The 19,177-nt window shown below is 58.3% G+C and carries 15 protein-coding genes; 9 read left to right on the forward strand and 6 right to left on the reverse strand.

Features of this window, described 5'->3' with window-relative positions; genetic code table 11:
- Positions 1-364: 364 nt before the first annotated feature.
- Positions 365-1,528, forward strand: a complete 1,164-nt coding sequence (thrC, locus tag AC0QKW_RS06205; protein ID WP_473150191.1) for a threonine synthase — start codon at positions 365-367, stop codon at positions 1,526-1,528.
- Positions 1,529-1,768: 240 nt separating this feature from the next.
- Here thrC and AC0QKW_RS06210 read toward each other — a convergent pair whose 3' ends face one another.
- A complete protein-coding gene (locus tag AC0QKW_RS06210; RefSeq protein WP_473150192.1) occupies positions 1,769-2,719 on the reverse strand; it encodes a LysR family transcriptional regulator in 951 nt (316 codons plus the stop codon).
- The gene (locus AC0QKW_RS06215; RefSeq protein WP_473150193.1) at positions 2,706-3,560 is read right to left on the reverse strand and encodes a TIGR01548 family HAD-type hydrolase; all 855 of its coding nucleotides are present in this window, start codon (positions 3,558-3,560) and stop codon (positions 2,706-2,708) included. The genes AC0QKW_RS06210 and AC0QKW_RS06215 overlap by 14 nt, the downstream gene beginning before the upstream one ends.
- 47 nt (positions 3,561-3,607) lie before the next feature.
- Here AC0QKW_RS06215 and AC0QKW_RS06220 point away from each other — a divergent pair, with 47 nt between their 5' ends.
- Positions 3,608-3,946 (forward strand): 30S ribosomal protein PSRP-3, encoded by a 339-nt coding sequence (locus tag AC0QKW_RS06220; protein ID WP_473150209.1) that lies wholly within the window; start codon positions 3,608-3,610, stop codon positions 3,944-3,946.
- Between the two features lie 138 nt (positions 3,947-4,084).
- On the opposite strand, the gene atpC is transcribed toward AC0QKW_RS06220, so the two are convergent.
- Together atpC and atpD are read right to left on the reverse strand one after the other, a co-directional pair.
- Positions 4,085-4,492, reverse strand: a complete 408-nt coding sequence (gene atpC / locus AC0QKW_RS06225; RefSeq protein WP_473150194.1) for an ATP synthase F1 subunit epsilon — start codon at positions 4,490-4,492, stop codon at positions 4,085-4,087.
- Positions 4,493-4,633: 141 nt separating this feature from the next.
- Complete coding sequence (atpD, locus tag AC0QKW_RS06230) at positions 4,634-6,088, reverse strand: F0F1 ATP synthase subunit beta (protein WP_473150195.1); 1,455 nt, start codon at positions 6,086-6,088, stop codon at positions 4,634-4,636.
- A 303-nt stretch (positions 6,089-6,391) separates the two neighbouring features.
- Here atpD and ppk1 point away from each other — a divergent pair, with 303 nt between their 5' ends.
- Entirely contained in the window at positions 6,392-8,554 is a 2,163-nt protein-coding gene (ppk1, locus tag AC0QKW_RS06235; protein ID WP_473150196.1) for a polyphosphate kinase 1, read from the forward strand.
- Positions 8,555-9,038: 484 nt separating this feature from the next.
- Here ppk1 and AC0QKW_RS06240 read toward each other — a convergent pair whose 3' ends face one another.
- Both AC0QKW_RS06240 and AC0QKW_RS06245 read right to left on the reverse strand, forming a co-directional pair.
- A complete protein-coding gene (locus AC0QKW_RS06240) occupies positions 9,039-12,599 on the reverse strand; it encodes a hybrid sensor histidine kinase/response regulator (RefSeq protein ID WP_473150197.1) in 3,561 nt (1,186 codons plus the stop codon).
- A gap of 419 nt (positions 12,600-13,018) precedes the next feature.
- Positions 13,019-13,330 (reverse strand): ArsR/SmtB family transcription factor, encoded by a 312-nt coding sequence (locus AC0QKW_RS06245; protein WP_473150198.1) that lies wholly within the window; start codon positions 13,328-13,330, stop codon positions 13,019-13,021.
- A 98-nt stretch (positions 13,331-13,428) separates the two neighbouring features.
- Between AC0QKW_RS06245 and trxA the strand changes: the two genes are divergently transcribed.
- The 6 genes from trxA to AC0QKW_RS06275 all read left to right on the forward strand — a co-directional run bounded on the left by trxA (position 13,429) and on the right by AC0QKW_RS06275 (position 19,069).
- Positions 13,429-13,755 carry a thioredoxin gene (trxA, locus tag AC0QKW_RS06250; protein ID WP_473150199.1) on the forward strand — a complete coding sequence of 109 codons (327 nt, stop codon included), beginning with the start codon at positions 13,429-13,431 and terminating at the stop codon, positions 13,753-13,755.
- A gap of 53 nt (positions 13,756-13,808) precedes the next feature.
- The gene (locus AC0QKW_RS06255; RefSeq protein WP_473150200.1) at positions 13,809-14,903 is read left to right on the forward strand and encodes an alkene reductase; all 1,095 of its coding nucleotides are present in this window, start codon (positions 13,809-13,811) and stop codon (positions 14,901-14,903) included.
- A gap of 103 nt (positions 14,904-15,006) precedes the next feature.
- A complete protein-coding gene (locus AC0QKW_RS06260) occupies positions 15,007-16,545 on the forward strand; it encodes a phosphomannomutase/phosphoglucomutase (RefSeq protein WP_473150201.1) in 1,539 nt (512 codons plus the stop codon).
- Between the two features lie 157 nt (positions 16,546-16,702).
- Positions 16,703-17,149, forward strand: coding sequence for a DUF29 family protein (locus AC0QKW_RS06265; protein WP_473150202.1), 447 nt, complete (start codon positions 16,703-16,705; stop codon positions 17,147-17,149).
- Positions 17,150-17,313: 164 nt separating this feature from the next.
- Positions 17,314-18,375 (forward strand): AI-2E family transporter, encoded by a 1,062-nt coding sequence (locus tag AC0QKW_RS06270; protein WP_473150203.1) that lies wholly within the window; start codon positions 17,314-17,316, stop codon positions 18,373-18,375.
- A 28-nt stretch (positions 18,376-18,403) separates the two neighbouring features.
- A complete protein-coding gene (locus tag AC0QKW_RS06275; RefSeq protein WP_473150204.1) occupies positions 18,404-19,069 on the forward strand; it encodes an SDR family oxidoreductase in 666 nt (221 codons plus the stop codon).
- Positions 19,070-19,177: the final 108 nt, after the last annotated feature.

Raw genomic sequence — 19,177 nt, forward strand, 5'->3', positions numbered from 1 at the left:
CGATTTATTATAGAGAATTGTACTCAGTCAGAAAGTTAAGGCATTTTAACCATTCTGTCCAGAGGACAACCTTAAACCACACCGCCATCGTCAGCCGATCAGACCTAGGGCAGTTTACAAACTGGTTGAGACGGTCAGGGGCCATGCCTAAATGGGCCGCCCCGGCTACAGCGATCGCGGCTAGTCAGTGGCGACGGGCATAAGCTACGTGCTGATCACCGCTCTATCTGGCTTCTCATGGCGGCCTCAGACTGGGACATGGAGCTGAGATTTGGACCTGCGACCGCGAAAACTACTCATCACTGGGGTCGAGGGTCGCGGTAAACTAAAGAACACATACTGCTGAAACTGGGCTAGCAGTCAGATGCCCTCAGTTCAGCGTTCCCTACAACGTCGACCTACCGTGACCCTAAGCGTAAACCATCCTGCTGCTGCCCCCTCTATCGATGCGCCTCGGCTCCAGACTGGGGGGCTACAGCCTTGGCCTGGGTTGATCGAGGCCTATCGGCCCTACCTGCCAGTGTCCGATCAGACTCCGGTGGTGACTCTGTGCGAGGGCAATACCCCGCTCATCCCTATGCCGGTCTTGGCCCAGCACGTTGGCAAAGACGTCAAGGTTTGGGTCAAGTACGACGGCCTCAACCCTACCGGCAGCTTCAAAGATCGGGGCATGACCATGGCCATCTCCAAGGCCAAAGAGGCCGGGGCTGAAGCTGTGATTTGCGCTAGCACCGGCAACACCTCCGCCGCCGCTGCTGCCTATGCTCGCCGGGGCGGTATGCGGGCTTTTGTACTGATTCCCGATGGCTATGTGGCTCTGGGTAAATTGGCCCAGGCGCTGCTTTACGGAGCTGAGGTACTGGCCATCAACGGCAATTTTGACGACGCCTTGACCATGGTGCGCGAGTTGGCCAAAGATTACCCCATCACCTTGGTTAACTCGGTCAACCCCTACCGGCTAGAAGGGCAAAAAACCGGAGCCTTTGAGATTGTCGATGCCCTAGGCGACGCCCCTGACTGGCTGTGTATTCCTGTGGGCAACGCGGGCAACGTCACCGCCTACTGGATGGGCTTTTGTGAGTACCACCAGCAGCGCAAGTGTGGTCAACTGCCGCGCATGATGGGCTTTCAGGCGGCAGGGGCCGCGCCCCTCGTGAGCGGCCACAGGGTGAGCAATCCCCAAACCCTCGCTACCGCCATTCGCATCGGCAACCCCGCCAGCTGGACCAAGGCCGAAGCCGTGCGCGACGCCAGCCAGGGCGAGTTTAACGCAGTCACTGACGAAGAAATTCTTTCAGCCTACCGGCTGCTGGCCCTGGAGGGCGTATTCTGTGAACCCGCCAGTGCGGCTTCTGTGGCTGGGTTGCTGAAGGTTAAAGATCAGGTGCCTGCTGGGGCCAATATTGTTTGCGTACTGACCGGCAACGGCTTAAAAGACCCCGATACCGCGATCGCCCACAGCAACAACCAGGTCAAGGGCGGCCTCAACCCCGACCCCGTCACTGTCGCTAAGGCGATGGGGTTCTAGCTAGGGTTAATTGTCGCTGCCGCTGTTCTAGTTCTCACCTGTGGCAGCAGCAGAGAGCCTAAGCTCAATGGCCATCGCGTTATATTTCAAGCCTGCCCATAATCTCCCCATCTGGAATTTTAACTGCGGCCGTTGTAGCCACTGCTGGAGAGTGTGAACGTCCCTCCAAAACAACAACGATCCCTTACCCTGGCCTAGCGCTGGGGTATTTTTTTGGATTCGGCAATGGTGGCATAGGCGTCAGCTATTTCCCTCTGGCATGCGGCTATCACTGCGGGGCTGACCGGATTGGGCCTGGGGCCAAATGGTCTTAAGCCGTTCTAAGAAGGCGTATACCGGCGGTGACAGGAGGGCATCGCCCAGCACAATCATGCCAATGACCCGCTCTAGGGGCTGGGGCAACTCAGCCACCTGTAGTCCAGCCGGAATCGGCTCTGCCGCCAGTGAGGCCATAATGGTGGCCCCCAGACCTCGCTCTACCATGCTCAGAATGGTGGAATCTTCTCGTACTACGTAGGCCGGCTGCACCTGCTGCCCCCAGCGGTGCAGCAGACGGTCGATGTACTGGCGATCGCCGTCGTCGGTGGGGGGCAAAATCAGCGGGTAGGCGGCCAGTTCTTCCCAGGTCAGGGGCTGGGACAACACCTGGGAACCGGGGGGGCGCAGGCAGATATAGCGATCGCGCAGCAGCTCCCACTGGTCAAACTCATCGCGGGTGGGCAGGTAGGTAAAGCCGACGTCGGCCTTGCCCTGGCGCAGATCGCTCTCCACCATTTCATAGTGCGATTTTTCGTCAATGGCGATGGCCACGCCGGGGTACTGCTGGCGAAACTGGCGAATCACCTCCGGCAGAATATGGGTGGCAACGCTGCGAAAGGCCGCAATACGCACCTCTCCGGTCTGCAAACCTTTGGCTTCCTCTGCCTTGTGGCAAAGGCTGTGGAGTGATCGCAGCACCTGCCGCGCCTCATCTGTGATCTGCTCACCCACCGGGGTCAGCACTGCCCCCTGACGGCCCCGGTGCAGCAGCGATACCCCCAGCTCTTCCTCAAGGGTGGCGATGGCGTGGCTCACCGCCGACTGCGACAGTTCCATGTGCAGGGCGGCGTCGCTAAAGGAGCCATGGTCGGCAATGGTCACCAGCGCCCGCAGCTGCGAGAGTTTGAGGCGGTGGGGGTCAGCTTTGGCCATGGTGCTGCGGGAAACTCAGGGTTGCTAGCATCTCTACCACGTAACTCGGGGTCAGGTCTGTTATGCGACTCAGCACTCCCTGGGCGCCAGCTGCCCCTAGGGAGTGCTGATAGCTCTGGCGGTAGGCCTCGTCGGCATTGACGATATGAGGGGGCAGCACGCCAATGGCCAGCCAGGGCCGCAGAGGGGCTATCGTCTGAGTCTGTCTAGCCTGTACTACGGTTTGCATATCGGCTACAGTATCGCCTGCGTAGATCACCGGGGTAGTGGCCGGCAGCTGATATTGCTGGGTCAAGGCTTTCACCACGGCCAGCAGCCCGGTGGGGTCGGGCTTGCCGGGGGCGTCTTCCATAGCTACCAGCACCGGATCGGCTAACCCCAGCCGACGCTGGAGCACAAAGCTGGCTGAGCCTTGGGTGGCACCGCTAAAAAAGCCCGAAATGATGCGATCGCGGTGTAGCTCCTCAAAATATCCCCGATCTACCAGCAGCGGCTCTTGGGTAATGTAGCCCGTCCACTGGCCGGGGTCGTCAAGGTTTGGCCCCCGGTAGCGCCGCTGAAAGAAGTCCACGATCTCGTCGTAGTTGAGGGCCATGGCCTCCCGAGGCTTACCCTGAGCCTCAAAGTAGCGGTACACCAGCTCCTGGGAGCCCTCCCAGTCATTGTTCCACCGCCCTTCGCCCTTCAGGTTGTCAATATCTTCAGGGGTGGGGCGGTACTGACCATCGGTAAATGCTTCAACGGTATCTGCCAGAGCGCGGCGGTAAGAATTGCCCACATCCCGCAGTACGCCATCAATGTCAAAGACTGCGATCGCTAGCGGATCAGCCAAAAAAGTCATAGAACATCCATAGGGGGTAGAGTGCAAGACGGCAAGGTGATAAAATTATAGACTGTAGTATTTTTGGAATTGCAGCGGAGGTCTACTTGTCCAGATTTGTCCTAAAAGTACTCTGGCTCGAAAAAGACGTTGCGCTGGCAGTTGATCAGGTGGTAGGCAAGGGCACCAGCCCGCTCACCTCTTACTTCTTCTGGCCCCGTAACGACGCCTGGGAACAAATGAAAACCGAGCTTGAAAGCAAGCCCTGGATCGAAGAAGAGGAGCGGGTTGAAATTCTCAACCAGGCAACCGAGATTATCAACTATTGGCAGGAAGAAGGGAAGGGTAAACCCCTGACCGAGGCCCAAGATCGCTTCCCCGAAATTACCTTTACCGGTAGTTCGTGATACGCCAAGCTAAGATAATGGCAATCTTGGCCAACAGTTAAGGAATCTTGTTTCCCAAAGAAAGGGGCTACTGATACATCAGTAGCCCCTTTCTTTGATCGGTGATTGTTGGAGACAGCGCCAGGTTAAGCACTAGGCTTACTTTAGCCCACCGGCAGCCTGCAACCGCGCCCGAGCACGCTTGAGAGCCTGGCGAGCCTGAATCGTGGCCTGCTTATCTTCGGTATCAACTTCGCTCAGGTGAGTTTCGGCCTCTTGGAAGGCGATTTGAGCCTTGGCGGTATCGATGGTGTCGCCCCGCTCAGCACCATTGACCAAGATGATCAACTCGTCTTTGTCAATCTCAGCAAAGCCGCCCATAAGAGCAATGGGAACCCACTCTTTATCAGCTTTCACCCGCATCACCCCCACATCTAGGGCGGTGAGCAGCGGTGCGTGGCCAGCCAAAATGCCTAACTGACCAGTGGTGCTGGGCAGAATGACCTCCTCTGCCTCCGAGTCCCAGACGGTCTTGTCTGGGGCAATTACACGAACGGTTAATGCCATAGCACAGCTTAAAATAGGAACTAGACAAACACCAAACCCAGCCATAAAGCGCTTCTGCGAGAAGATCGCCAGGTTTATGGTGGGCTCGGCCCATGACAAATAGCTGGGGAGAGGAATAGCTCCGCTCCCCAGCCGTAGCGATTACTTCTCAGCTTTGAGTTTCTCAGCTGCCTCTAGCACCTCTTCAATGCCACCCTTGAGGTAGAAGCACTGCTCAGGAATCTCGTCTAGCTCACCAGAGAGAATCTGATTGAAGGCCTTGATGTTGTCTTCGAGGGAGACGTACTTGCCGGGGGCACCAGTAAATACCTCGGCCACAAAGAAAGGCTGAGAGAGGAAGCGCTCAATCTTACGCGCCCGAGCCACCACAGTGCGATCGTCTTCAGACAGCTCATCTAGGCCGAGAATGGCGATGATGTCTTGCAGCTCTTTGTAGCGCTGGAGGGTCGACTGCACGGCGCGGGCGGTGCGGTAGTGCTCTTCGCCCACAACGCTGGGCTGAAGCATGGTAGAAGCTGAGTCAAGGGGATCTACAGCAGGGTAAATACCCTTGGAGGCCAGAGCACGGGACAGTACCGTTGTGGCGTCAAGGTGGGCAAAGGTGGTAGCCGGAGCGGGGTCGGTGAGGTCGTCTGCAGGTACGTACACCGCCTGAATGGAGGTGATAGAACCTTCCAGGGTCGAGGTGATACGCTCTTGCAGGTCGCCCATGTCGGTGCCCAAGGTGGGCTGGTAGCCCACAGCGGAGGGCATGCGGCCCAGCAGCGCAGACACTTCAGAACCGGCCTGCACAAACCGGAAAATATTGTCGATAAACAGCAGAACGTCTTGCTTGTTGACGTCACGGAAGTACTCGGCCATGGTCAGGGCCGAGAGAGCTACCCGCATGCGGGCACCGGGGGGCTCGTTCATCTGGCCGTAGACTAGGGCGACCTTAGATTTGCCGAGGTCGTCGGCGTTGATCACGCCCGACTCGATGAATTCGTTGTAGAGATCATTGCCTTCGCGGGTGCGCTCGCCCACGCCGCCAAACACTGACACACCACCGTGCTCTTTAGCAATGTTGTTAATCAGTTCTTGGATAAGTACGGTTTTGCCCACACCCGCACCGCCAAACAGACCCACTTTGCCGCCGCGACGGTAGGGAGCTAGCAGATCAATAACTTTAATCCCAGTTTCAAACACTGAGGGCTGGGTTTCTAGCTCAGTAAATTTTGGTGCTGAGCGGTGGATAGGGGAGGTGGTGTCAACGTTGACAGGCCCCTTTTCATCCACAGGCTCACCCAGGACGTTGAAGATACGGCCCAGGGTAGCGGCACCGACGGGCACGCTAATGGGGGCGCCGGTATCGACCACTTCCATGCCGCGTACCAAGCCGTCGGTAGTGCTCATCGAGACGGCCCGCACCTGAGAGTCGCCCAGAAGCTGTTGCACTTCGCAGGTGACGGCAACGTCATTGCCAGCGGAGTTTTTGCCCTGCACCTTGAGAGCGTTGTAAATCTTGGGCATTTCGCCAGCCGGAAACTTAATGTCTACGACGGGACCAATGACTTGCGTGACGTAACCAACGTTTGTTTTTTCTGCTGTGGTGACCATGCCTTGCGCCTATCTCGTATGATCAGCTGTTTAGGGCGCTTTATCGAGTGACTGTTACGTTTTAAAGCGCCAACATTCAGAGTATCACTAGAGCGTTACCGCCTACGACGATTGCGCTGACTTTATCGAAACCTCTGAAACTCAGGATTAGGCTGAGCTCAGCGATCGCAGTTAGCCAGTCACATCAGTCCGTAACCTCAGGCAGAACGTCTTTGCTGGTTTCCCGCCATTCTGGTCTTAACCAAAGGATTAAGTTCTGCGCCTAAAATGCCCGATCAACCACCCTTGGGGCGAGAAAACACTATGGCTAAAGCTGACCTGGCGGAGCAGAGCACCAATCTCGACGATCCTCGCTACTACATCAATCGTGAGGTCAGCTGGCTGGGTTTTAATGAGCGGGTGCTGCACGAAGCCCTCGACCCCCGCACGCCGCTGCTAGAGCGGCTGAAGTTTTTGGCGATCTACAGCTCTAACCTTGACGAGTTTTTTATGGTGCGCATCTCTGGGGTGATGGAGCAGGCGGAGGCAGGGGTGCATCCTGAGACCCCTGACCAGACGTCGCCGACTAAGCAGCTAGAGATCATGCGATCGCACCTGGTTGAAAAGATTGGCCTCCAGCACCGCACGTTTGAGCAAGACCTGCGCCCTGCCCTCACCGAGCACGGGGTTTACCTCCAAAACTACGCCGATCTCACCGAAGAGCAGCGCGCTTACCTCAAAGACTACTTTGAGAAACGCATCTTTCCGGTGCTGACTCCCCTCAGCGTCGATCCATCGCACCCGTTTCCGCGCATGTCAAACCTGAGCCTAAACCTGGCGGTGGGGGTGGTCAACCCCGACACCGGCATTGAGCGGTTTGCTCGGGTTAAAGTGCCCAGCAGTCTACCCCGCTTTGTGGACATGCCCGAGCCCCTGCGCACCCACCAGGGCACCCCCTGCGTTTGGATTGGCGTCCCGCTAGAGCAGGTGATTGCCGCCAACCTGAGCTACCTGTTTCCCGGCATGGAAATCGTGGGGCACCATCTGTTTCGCATCACCCGCGACGCCGACTTTCCGGTGCTAGAAGATGAAGCCGATGATCTGCTGATTGCCATCGAGAAAGAGATTAGCAAGCGGCGGCTAGAAGGGTTTGTCTGTCGGCTCGAGATCGAAAGCTCGATGCCGAGCGACATCAAAGAAGGGCTGATGCGCGAACTCAAGGTGCCTCCCGATCGGGTCTATACCATTGACGGTCTGCTGAACTTGGCCGATCTGTTCTTTTTTCTGTCGATGCCGCTGCCTCAGCTAAAGGATAAGCCCTGGTCGGCTCTGGTACCCCCTCGGCTCAAGCCGGTGGTGGAGCTAGAAGATGAAGATGGCAAGGGCTATACCGAGCGCCCGCCCAGCATCTTTGCCGTTATGCGAGATGGCGATATCTTGGTGCACCACCCCTACGAATCGTTTACGGCGTCGGTGCAGGAGTTTATTACCCAGGCGGCCCACGACCCCAAGGTGCTGACCATCAAGATCACCCTCTACCGCACCTCTGGCGACTCGCCCATCGTCAAAGCTCTGATCGCAGCGGCGGCCAACCGCAAACAGGTGGTCGCCCTAGTAGAGCTCAAGGCCCGCTTTGACGAAGCCAACAATATAGAGTGGGCCAAAAAGCTAGAAGACGCCGGTGTGCACGTGGTCTACGGCATTGTGGGGCTCAAAACCCACACCAAAACCACCCTGGTGGTGCGTGAAGAGGGCGATGAAATTCGCCGCTACGTGCACATTGGCACCGGCAACTACAACCCCAAGACCTCAAAGCTCTATACCGACCTCGGCCTATTTAGCTGTCGCGATGACCTGGGGGCCGACCTCACCGATCTGTTTAATTTTCTTACCGGCTACTCACGTCAAAAGGCCTACCGCAAGCTGCTGGTGGCCCCCTATACGCTGCGCGATCGCATGGAGAGCCTCATTCGCCGCGAGATTGACCTTGCCCAGGCCGGTGGTGAGGGCAAAATCGTGGCCAAAATGAACTCTCTCGTCGATACCGCCATGATCAAGCTGCTCTACGAAGCCTCTCAGGCGGGGGTGGCGATCGACCTGATCGTGCGCGGCATCTGCTGCCTGCGTCCTGGTATCCCCGGCGTCAGCGACAACATTCGCGTGATCAGCGTCATCGGTCAGTTTCTCGAACACTCGCGCATCTTTTGCTTTCACAACGATGGCAAACCTGAATACTACATCGGCAGCGCCGACTGGATGACCCGCAACCTCGATCGCCGGGTCGAGGCCGTGGTGCCGATCGAAAGCCCAGGGCTGGTCAAAGAGTTGCAGACGGTGCTTGACATCTTGCTGGCCGATAATCGCCAGGCCTGGGATATGGAGGCCGACGGCACCTTTACCCAGCGGCAACCGGCGGCGGGCGAAGCGGAGCGGGGCACCCACGCAGTTCTAAAGGCTCATACCCTCAAGCGCGACAGCGTGCGGTAGGGCTAGCCACAGCTAAAAAGCTCTCACGTTGAACACCCCTGAGGCTACAACGATTCCCACCAGGCCTAACCGTAGGGGCAAACGGTTGTTTGCCCTGCTGAATTGGGGGTAGCCAAGGAGGATTTAGTATGAGGCACGGTTCGAGTTCTCATCCGTCGGGCCAGGGTAAGGATGAAGCTGTTCAGCACGGCCCAGCTAATCGGAGCTTGTCCCCCGCTATGAGGGGGATAGTCCTCTTGAAACGTGACATCTTTGACCTACTACATACACCCAAGTCGGGTTTGACCTCATCCCCCTCGCTTTGTCCCCCTAAACCGCCAAATTTTGGGGGACTTTGACTTCCGCTTCCCCCCGGAATTGGGGGGCTAGGGAGGCCAAAAACGGACAGCTGGGGCGGCTCATGAGAGGTGTGTACTGAGTAGCCCACATTGGGAGAGAGATGTAGGGTGAGAGCTGGATCACGGCAAAAGGGCGTGTTTGTGATCTACTGATCCTGTTTGAGCAAAGCGGCGATCGCGTCGATCAGTTGAGAGACTTCCATCGGCTTGGGCAAGTGTTTTTGAAACCCGGCTAGCAGACTTTTTTGCTGGTCAGTTTCGGTGGTGTAGGCCGTGAGGGCGATCGCCGGAATCTGCCTAGCGTCGGTCATCTCTCTGATCTGCCGCATCAGCATGTAGCCATCCATGTCGGGCATGCCGATGTCGCTGACTAAAATGTCGGGTTGCATCTGGGCTAGGGCTGTAATCGCATCGGCGGCGGCAGGCAGCGCCGTAACTTGAGCGCCAAACTGTTGCAGCGTAGTGGCTATGAGATTGCGGCTGTCCACATCGTCTTCTACCACCATGATGTGGATATTTTGGAGGCTGGTGAGCTGGGCTGGCGGGCTGCTTAGATCAGCAGTATCGGTGGTCGGAGAAGTGACCGGCAGCCGCACGGTGAAGGTGGCCCCTTGGCCATCGCCGTTACTGTGGGCGGCAATGGTGCCCTGGTGCATGTCAACGATCTGGTCGGCGATCGCCAGGCCCAGGCCCAGGCCGCCAAAGTCTCTGGTTGTGGTGCTGTCAGCCTGGCGAAAGCGGTCAAACACGTGGGGCAAAAAGTCGGGGTCGATGCCCTTGCCGGTGTCGCTGACCTGGATCTCGGCCCAGTGCTCTCTGTAGCTGAGCCGCACGGTCACGCGGCCCCCTTTGGGGGTAAACTTCACCGCGTTAGAGAGCAGGTTCCACACCACCTGCTTGAGCCGATTGGGATCGCCCAACACGTGATGGCGAGACACATCCAGCTCCGTTGCGATCGCAACGTCTTTGGCATCGGCCACCGACTGCACCGTTTCGATCGCATCGCGAATGACGGCGATGGGGGCCGTGGGCATGGTGTTGAGCACCAGCTTGCCGCGCAAAATGCGCGATACATCGAGCAGGTCGTCGATCAGCTGCGACTGGAGCCGGGCGTTGCGCTCGATGGTTTCGAGGGCGTATTCGATCTTGGTTTCGCTGAGCTGGGTGGTGCGCAGCAGCTTGGCCCAGCCCAAGATCGGGTTGAGGGGCGACCTGAGCTCGTGAGACAGCACCGCCAAAAACTCGTCTTTGATGCGGTTGGCGTTTTCGGCGGCTTCGCGGGCAATGCGCTCCTGCTCTAGCAGGCGGGCGCGCTGGGTTTCGAGCTGCTTTTGGCCGTCGATGTCGGTGATGGTGCCCACCCAGCGGGTGACCTTGCCGCTGGCGTCTTGCACCGGCAGCCCCCGGTTAATAAACCAATGATAGACCCCATCGTGGCGACGAATGCGCTGCTCAACATCAAAACCCACGCCCTGGTCGATGGCCTGCTGCCACAGCTCTATGGTGCGGGTCTGCTCGTCGGGGTGCACCAGATTGGTGCCCTCTATCCCCATTGATCCATTCTGGGGCAGGCCAGTGTAGTCATACCAGCGCTGGTTCCAATACTGCACGCCGCTGCGATCGGCCATCCAGACCATTTGAGGCATGGCCTCGGCCAACACCCGATAGCGGTCTTCGCTCTCCCGCAGGGCCATGTCGGTCTGCTTGAGGGCAGAGATATCGAGGGCTACCCCGGCCATGCGGTAGGGTCGCCCCCGCCCGTCGTTATAGACGCGGCCAATGGAGCGCACCCAGCACACGGTGCCGTCGAGCCACAGGGTGCGCATGGCGACATCGTAGTCTTGGCGGTGGGCGATCGCGTCCTCTACTGCCCGCTGTACGCGATCGCGGTCGTCGGGGTGAATGGCTGCGGCAAACCGTTCAAAGCTCATCTCGGTGTCGAGGGGCAGGCCAAACATCGCTTTACAGCGGTCTGACCAGACCAGCTCCTGGGTGATCAGGTCATAGTCCCAGGTGCCACAGTCGGCCCCCTCCAGGGCTAGCTGCAATCGCATGCGGCTCTCTTGCAGCACGATCTCGATGTGTTTGCGATCGGTGATGTCGAGGCAAGTGCCCATCAGCTTTACCACTTGGCCCTGGCCATCGAGCACCGCCTGGCAGCGAGAGTTGAGGTAGCGCACCTTGCCATCGGGCAGCACCACCCGCAGATCAAACGCATAGGCGTGGTGGTCAGCGATCGCCCGCCTGACAAACTCTTCAACCATGGTGCGATCGTCGGGGTGAATGCGCTCTATGAGTTCAGCGTAGCTGGGCTCGGTTTGGGCCGGGTCATAGCCAAACTGCTCAAACATCGCCTCTGACCACACGCTCCGCTGGCTCTCGGGGTCAAACTCCCAGCTGCCAAACTGCGCCACTCGCTGGGCCATGGCCAGGTGGGTCTCGCTCCGGCGCAGGGCGTCTTCAGCCTGCTTGCGAGCGGTGATGTCAATGCCTACCATGGTCACCACCCAGCAGTCGTGGGCCTCGTCGCGGCGAGAGGTGAGACTGTCAGCGACCCACCGCACGCCGCCGTCTTTGTGGCGAAAGCGATATTCTACGGTGATGGGGCGCTGCTCAAAGGCGGCGTCAAACATCGGGCCTGCGATCGCCGCCCGGTCTTCTTCAAAGGTGCGCTCTAGCCACAGCGCTGGGGTCAGCTCCGCCAGGGTATAGCCGGTCAGCGCCTCGCAGCCCACCGAGCGATAGTCGAGAATGTAGGTGCGATCGCTAAAAAAACGGCAGCGGGCAATGGAAGCCGGTGCCGTATTGAGAATGCTGTCGAGCTGGTCTTGGGAGATTTTGAGAGCCCGCTCCAGATTTTTTTTGGCGGTGATGTCAACCCGCAGCAGCGACACCCCATTGTCAAAGGGGTAAACCCGATTTTCGAGCCAGCGCCCCTCGCTGGGGCAAAACAGCTCAAAGGTGGCCGCAGCCCGGTTCGCCACCGCCCGGTGCAGCTCGGTGTGTAAGGGACTGGCGATCGCCTCGGGAAACACCGCCCAGAACGATTGCCCTAGCAGCTCTTCGCGCGGCTTTTGCAGGGCGGCTACCGCGCGATCGTTGACGTAGGTAAAGCGCCAGTCAGCGTCAAACATCATAAACTCATCGCTGATGCTGGTCAGCACATGGCCCAGGTTGGCGCTCACCGCCTGAGCCTCTGCCCGCAGCGCCCGCTCGCGACGATCTCCCACCACCTTTTGAGTCGTCTCATTCACCGCAATAAACACCCCACCCACCCGCTCTGGTGACTCCCAAATGGGGGTATACGAAAAGGTGAAATAGCCCTCATCAGGCTTGCCGTTGCGGTTGAGCACCAGGAGCTGATCCTCCGACCAGGTGGCCTCTCCGGTGGCCATCACCCGATCTAGCAGCGCCCCCGAAAATTCCCACACCTCCGCCCAACACTCTGCCCCCCGCTGGCCAATGCCGGCTGGGTGCTTGTCCCCAGCAATGGGAATGTAGGCGTCGTTGTAAAACTGAATGTACTCTGGCCCCCACAAAATCTGCGTTGGTAGCCGCGACGACAGGGAAATCTGCAGCGCTATGGTCAAACTCTGGGGCCAGGTGGCGATCGGCCCCAGCGGTGTATTGGCCCAGTCAAATGCCTCAATCAGCTCCCCAGCTTTTCCCCCTTTGGCCAGGAAGAACAATGCGTTGGGTGTGGTCATTGTGGGTACGGCGTAGCTAAGGTTGGCAGACGGGCCGAGGCAGAGGCAATAGCTAATCCTGAGCCTGTAGGTGTTAAGCCAACCCTACTGAGCGATCGCTAGCCATTCAACGAGGTGTAAAACCGGGCTTGAGCTAGCTAGGGGCGCAACTAGCCCTAGTGCAGTTGGGTTAAAACCCTGAAAGTAGGTGGCCTGTGACTGTTTAATCTGTGGCTGTTTAAAGAGGGGCAGTTTTTTGATCCCAATATGCCTGCATTTTATATCAATCAACTCGCCCTGGTGATTGATGCTGCTCAATGTTCGTGGGGGTGAAGATTGTGCTCGGCAGCGGAGAGAGCTTGATGAGAGCAAACTGTCCTCATCAAGCTGCTAGCTCACAGGGCCTGTTGACACTTGCAACCTGGCACCGCAATCGGTTGCTACCGGGCTCTCTGGGCAGCCTGCAAAATCGTATCGAGCAGACCAGGAAACGCGGCCTCTAGCTCGTTGCGACGTAAAGAATTCATATGCTGAGTGCCCTGCTTGCGGCAGTGCAGCACCCCAGTCTCACGCAAAATTTTGAAATGGTGAGACAGGGTAGACTTGGCCACTCCCAAATCGAGGTCAGAGCATGACAACTCGGCATTGCTGGCCAAATGCTGAACTATTTCGAGGCGCACCGGGTCGCCTAGGGCATACAAAACCCCTTCTAAAGAGATGTCTTGGGCACTGGGGTGATGAATAGGTCGCATAGTTGCAATTATGCCATGGCGAACGTTATAGTTTATTTATTCGATTTTATCGAACTATCGAAATTAACCTATTCGCCGACACGGCGGAGGTGCCTACGATGTCCGCAGTTGTCAGTATTACTCAAGATACGTTTCAGGCCGAGGTGCTGCAAAGTGAGGTGCCCGTGCTGGTCGATTTTTGGGCACCGTGGTGTGGCCCTTGCCGCATGGTGGCCAGTGTGGTCGACGAGGTTGCCCAGCAGTACGACCGACAGCTCAAGGTGGTCAAAGTCAATACCGACGAGCAGCCTGGCATTGCCTCCCACTACGGCATTCGCAGCATTCCCACCCTGATGGTGTTTAAGGGCGGCGAAAAAATGGAGCAGATGGTCGGGGCGGTGTCGAAGACGACCCTGGCCAAAGCCGTCGAGCCGTTTCTGCGCTAGCTTTTTTGCACCGAGACTAACCCCAGCCCCAGCTATTTTTTAAGGAAATGCCCATGTCTACTGAAAAAAATCTGCTTACCCCCATTAAGCTTGGCCCCTACGAGCTACCCAATCGCGTTGTGATGGCCCCTCTGACCCGCAACCGAGCGGGGGCGGGTAATGTGCCCCAGCCTTTGAATGTGACCCATTACGAGCAGCGGGCCTCTGCCGGGCTGATCATCACCGAGGCCAGCCAGATTGCGCCCCAGGCCCAGGGCTACCCCGCTACCCCCGGTATTCACAGCGCCGAACAGATTGCCGGATGGCAAAAGGTGACTCAGGCTGTCCATGCCAAGGGCGGGCGCATTTTCTTGCAGCTATGGCATGTGGGTCGTATTTCGCACCCGTCGTTTCAGCCCGATGGGGCTCTGCCGGTGGCTCCCAGCGCCATTCAGCCCAAGGGCGAGGCCATGACCTCCGAGGGTATGCAGCCCTTTGTCACCCCCAGGGCGCTAGAGCTGGATGAAATTCCTGGCGTTGTTGACCAGTATCGTCAGGCGGCTAAAAATGCCCTAGAGGCAGGCTTTGACGGTGTGGAGATCCACGGGGCCAACGGCTACCTGCTAGATCAATTTTTGCGCGATCGCACCAATCACCGCACCGATGCCTACGGTGGCTCGATCGAAAACCGTGCCCGTCTGCTGCTGGAGGTGACGGAGGCGGTGGTGGGCGTATGGGGTGGAGACCGCGTCGGCGTGCGCCTGTCTCCCAGCAGCACCTTCAACGACATGGGCGACTCTGACCCCAGGGCCACCTTTGGCTATGCCGTGCAGGCATTGAACCAGTTTGACTTGGCCTATCTGCACCTGCTAGAGCCCAGCGAAGCCGACCTCCGCTACGGCGGCACCCCCATTCCTACCAAAGAGTTTCGCCCGCTGTACAACGGTCTGCTGATGGTGAACTGGGACTACGACCAAGAGGCAGGCAATCGGGCGATCGCCAGTGGTGACGCCGACCTGGTCTCCTACGGCAAGCTGTTTATCGCCAACCCCGACCTGCCCGAGCGCTTTGCCCAAAATGCGCCGCTGAATGAGCCTAACCCCAGCACGTTTTATGGCGGTGGGGCCGAAGGGTATACCGACTACCCCTTTCTGGGCGAAGCCGCTTAGATTGCAGGGCGGAGCGGGCAGGGGGAGAAAAGCTGAAGGAATAGACAGAACCCCTAGATCAGATTCTATGGTGGGGAAGACGACAGCCGGAGCGATCGCCCCCATGCCCCCATCCATCCTGATTACTGACTGGGCCGCCCTCCAAAACGGCTCCGACATTCGCGGAGTCGCCCTAGAGGGCGTCCCTCATGAAGCAGTAAACCTCACCCCGGAGGTCGTCACCACCCTGGGCCAGGCCTTTGCCGTCTGGCTCTCAGAAGAATTAGCGACTCCGGTGGATGGGCTAACCGTCGCTATTGGGCGCGACAGCCGGTTGTCTGGCCCTGGGCTGATGGGGGCGGCGATCGCAGGCATGACTTCCCTCGGCTGTCGGGTGCTAGATGTAGCCATGGCCTCGACCCCGGCCATGTTTATGAGCACCGTTTTGCCCGAGTTCGCCTGCCACGGGGCGATCATGATGACCGCCAGCCATCTGCCCTTCAACCGCAACGGGCTCAAATTTTTTACCCGCCAGGGCGGCTTGGGCAAGGGCGACATTACTCGCATTTTGGCAGTGGCGGAACAGGGAATTTTCCCCACAGCGGCTATACCTGGGTCGGTGGAGAGCCGCGACTTGATTGCCGCCTACTCAGCGAGCCTCGTGCAACAAATCCGCCAGGCGGTGAACCATCCCGACCACTTCGACCAGCCGCTGCAAGGGCTGAAAATCATTGTCGATGCGGGCAACGGGGCGGGGGGCTTCTACGCCAGCCAGGTGCTAGAGCCCCTGGGGGCAGACACCACGGGCAGCCAGTTTCTCGACCCCGATGGCACCTTCCCTAACCATGTGCCCAACCCCGAAGACGCGGCGGCCATGGCCTCGATCTGCCAGGCGGTGGTGGCTCACGGGGCCGACTTTGGCATCATCTTCGACACCGATGTCGATCGCGGCGCAGCGGTGGATGAGCGTGGGCGCGAACTCAACCGCAACCGATTGATTGCGCTGATCGCGGCCATTGTGCTGCAAGAGCACCCTGGCTCTACCATCGTTACCGACTCGATTACCTCCGACGGGCTCACCCGATTCATCGAGGGCGATCTGGGCGGCATTCACCATCGGTTTAAGCGGGGCTACAAGAACGTAATCAACGAAGCCGTGAGGCTGAACGAGGCGGGGCAGCCAAGCTGGCTGGCGATCGAAACCTCTGGACACGGGGCGATGAAAGAGAACTATTTCCTCGATGATGGCGCTTACCTGGTGAGCAAGCTGCTGGGGGAACTGGCCAAGTCGCGGCTAGCGGGCCAGCGCCTTACTGACCTGATCGCCAATCTGCAAGAACCTGAGGAAAGCCAAGAGTTTCGTCTCAAAATTCAACCGCCAGACTTTAAAACCTATGGTGCGGCGGTGCTTGAGCAGCTGCAAGGGTTTGTGGCGACCCAGCCCGACTGGGCGATCGTACCCAACAATTACGAAGGGGTGCGAGTAGCTTGCAGCGCCCCAGAAGAAAATGGCTGGTTTTTGCTGCGGCTGTCGCTTCACGACCCGGTGCTGCCGCTAAATATTGAGTCAAATGTAGCGGGGGGCGTAGCTAAGATTGGCGATCGCCTGAGGGCATTTCTAACAACCCTAGCCGATCTCGATATTTCAGCTCTAGGAAAGTGATGCCAGGCAAATCGGCTAGCCAAAATCCAGCTTTGGGCCTGGCGGTTGATCGCAGCCAAAAATTTGGCCGGTTCTTTTAACCAAGGGGTGAGTCAAATCATGGCTGGTGCAGGCTAGGCTAAAACGGTAAGGTCGCAATGATTGCCAAGAGACCGGTATGGAAGAGCTGTTGGAATTGCGAGAGTTATTGCTGGCTGACCGGGTGAGTGACGCCTTGCTTCTGGTCGAGGAAATGACGGAAATGAGTAAGGACGACAAACTCAACAAGATTTTTAGCTTTGGCGTCGTCCTACTTCTACATCTCATCAAGCAAGTCGCCGAGGGGTGCACTACCCGCGCTTGGGAAACCTCTATTCTCAACGCCGTCAAACAAATCCAGCGTACCAACCAACGACGCAAAGCCGGGGGTATGTACTTGACCGTACAGGAACTTCAGGACACCCTAGAAGATGCCTACGATTCTGCTCTACGGCAGGCGGCCTTAGAAGCGTTTGAAGGTCGCTGTGATGCAGCGGAGTTGAAGCAGAGGGTTAATCAAAAGGCCGTGATTAACCAAGCGATCGCGCTGATTGTAGGCTCTGAAACAGATCCAGCGATCGGATAGGGCTCTGCCCAACACCCCATCGGTATGGATGGTTATCAGGACTTAGAATCACTGTTTGAAGACAGCGAAGATTTGCCGTGACCTTGACCGTGCTCAACCTGTCAGTCGCTCGAATTTCTAGTGGAACCGTAAGCCACCCCCACAACAGTCAAGGCTGCTAACCCATGGTCACTTTTTCAAACTTGCCTAAATGGGCGATCGCCGCCCTGGCCTTTCCCGTCATCTGTCTCAATGGCTGGCTGCTGTACCGCATTGGCGGGCTGCTGCACCCCATCCCCAGCATTGTGATCACCGCCAGCCTGATCGCCTTTTTGCTTGACTACCCCATCGACTGGCTCGAAGAACGCGGGGTCAACCGAGGGCTGGCGGTGGGTCTGGTGGTGCTGGTGGCGGTGGGGGCGATCGCCCTGCTGGCGGTCTTTCTAGGGCCGCTGCTGTGGCAGCAGCTCAACGACTTTGCCGATCGCCTGCCCCGCTGGATTGAGAAAGGCAAAACCGAGCTACTGCTAATTGAGCAGCGTCCCTTTTTGCAAAATCTGCCCGTGGATCTCAAGCAGCTCACCGTGGACTCGGCCAACCAGATCTCCGGGGCGCTGCAATCGGCCACCAGCCAGACCATTACCCTGGCCCTCAGCACCATCGACAGCACCCTCAACCTGCTAGTGACCCTGGTGCTCACCATTCTGCTAGTCATCAATGGCGAGCCGCTGTGGCGGGGGCTGCTGAGCTGGCTGCCCGAGCTGTGGCAGGGCCGCATTCGCGATTCGCTCCAGCCCAGCTTTCGGGGTTATTTTACCGGGCAGGCCACCCTGGCGCTGATCTTGGCGGCGGCCCAGTCGACGGCCTTCATTGTGCTCCAAGTACCCTTTGGGCTGTTGTTTGGCCTAGTCATTGGCCTGGTGAGCGTGATTCCCTTTGGCGGCACGGTGGCAGTGCTGGGGGTGAGCACCCTGCTGGCGTTTCAAGATCTATGGCTGGGGCTAAAGGTGCTGGGGGTGGCCGCTGTGCTGGGCCAGATTAACGACAACCTGGTGGCCCCGCGATTGATGGGAGGCATCACGGGGCTAAACCCAGCGGTGATCATTCTTGTGCTGCTGATCGGGGCAAAATTTGGCGGCTTTTTGGGTCTGCTGCTGGCTGTGCCCACCGCCAGCTTTATCAAAAAAATCGTCGACGTCACCCGAACGGCGTCGGAGGCAAAGGTACAAAGTACGCTACTAAACTGATCCTATCCTGGAATGAAATGGGGAATCTATGGCCACCTACCTGATTACTGGGGCAAATCGTGGCATTGGCTACGAATACTGTCGGCAGCTTCACCAGCGGGGCGATCGCGTTATTGCCGTCTGTCGCCAGCCCTCTGACGATCTCTTGGCGTTGGGCATTCAAGTCGAAGCTGCGATCGATCTCACCGACGAAACTTCGGTAGGTGATTTGGTGCAGCGATTGCATGGCACCGCCCTTGATGTCTTGATCAACAACGCTGGCCTTCTAGAGCGCGTCACCCTAGACGATCTAGATATTGACAGCATTCGGCGGCAGTTTGAGGTGAATGCGATCGCCCCCCTCCGGCTCACGGCTGCCCTGCTGCCCAACTTGGCCGCTGGCTCAAAAGTGGTGCTGATGACCAGCCGCATGGGCTCCATTGGCGACAATACCTCCGGCAGTTCCTACGGCTACCGCATGTCAAAAGTAGCGCTGTCGATGGCGGGCAAGTCTTTGGCCCACGACCTCAAGCCCAGGGGCATCGCCGTGGCGATTTTGCACCCCGGCCTGGTGCAGACCCGCATGACAGGGTTTACCAGCAGCGGCATTCCTCCATCTGAGTCGGTGGCGGGGCTGCTGGCCCGCATCGATGGCCTCACCCTAGAAAATTCTGGCACCTTCTGGCATGCCAACGGCGAAGTGCTGCCCTGGTAGCTTAAGACGCTCACAAAACCCCGATTCGGCAGGGCAAACAACCGTTCGCCCTGCCGAATCGGGGGCATACAAGGAGGATTTGGTATCACTTGTTCACCCAGGGAGTAT

It is taken from the genome of Pseudanabaena sp. PCC 9330 (genome assembly GCF_055795045.1).

Bases quoted from the DNA above. Each gene is read 5' to 3' on its own strand.
- thrC (WP_473150191.1), top strand. From the start codon at position 365: ATGCCCTCAGTTCAGCGTTCCCTACAACGTCGACCTACCGTGACCCTA.
- AC0QKW_RS06210 (WP_473150192.1), bottom strand. From the start codon at position 2,719: ATGGCCAAAGCTGACCCCCACCGCCTCAAACTCTCGCAGCTGCGGGCG.
- AC0QKW_RS06215 (WP_473150193.1), bottom strand. From the start codon at position 3,560: ATGACTTTTTTGGCTGATCCGCTAGCGATCGCAGTCTTTGACATTGAT.
- atpC (WP_473150194.1), bottom strand. From the start codon at position 4,492: ATGGCATTAACCGTTCGTGTAATTGCCCCAGACAAGACCGTCTGGGAC.
- atpD (WP_473150195.1), bottom strand. From the start codon at position 6,088: ATGGTCACCACAGCAGAAAAAACAAACGTTGGTTACGTCACGCAAGTC.
- ppk1 (WP_473150196.1), top strand. From the start codon at position 6,392: ATGGCTAAAGCTGACCTGGCGGAGCAGAGCACCAATCTCGACGATCCT.
- AC0QKW_RS06240 (WP_473150197.1), bottom strand. From the start codon at position 12,599: ATGACCACACCCAACGCATTGTTCTTCCTGGCCAAAGGGGGAAAAGCT.
- AC0QKW_RS06245 (WP_473150198.1), bottom strand. From the start codon at position 13,330: ATGCGACCTATTCATCACCCCAGTGCCCAAGACATCTCTTTAGAAGGG.
- trxA (WP_473150199.1), top strand. From the start codon at position 13,429: ATGTCCGCAGTTGTCAGTATTACTCAAGATACGTTTCAGGCCGAGGTG.
- AC0QKW_RS06255 (WP_473150200.1), top strand. From the start codon at position 13,809: ATGTCTACTGAAAAAAATCTGCTTACCCCCATTAAGCTTGGCCCCTAC.
- AC0QKW_RS06260 (WP_473150201.1), top strand. From the start codon at position 15,007: ATGCCCCCATCCATCCTGATTACTGACTGGGCCGCCCTCCAAAACGGC.
- AC0QKW_RS06265 (WP_473150202.1), top strand. From the start codon at position 16,703: ATGGAAGAGCTGTTGGAATTGCGAGAGTTATTGCTGGCTGACCGGGTG.
- AC0QKW_RS06270 (WP_473150203.1), top strand. From the start codon at position 17,314: ATGGTCACTTTTTCAAACTTGCCTAAATGGGCGATCGCCGCCCTGGCC.
- AC0QKW_RS06275 (WP_473150204.1), top strand. From the start codon at position 18,404: ATGGCCACCTACCTGATTACTGGGGCAAATCGTGGCATTGGCTACGAA.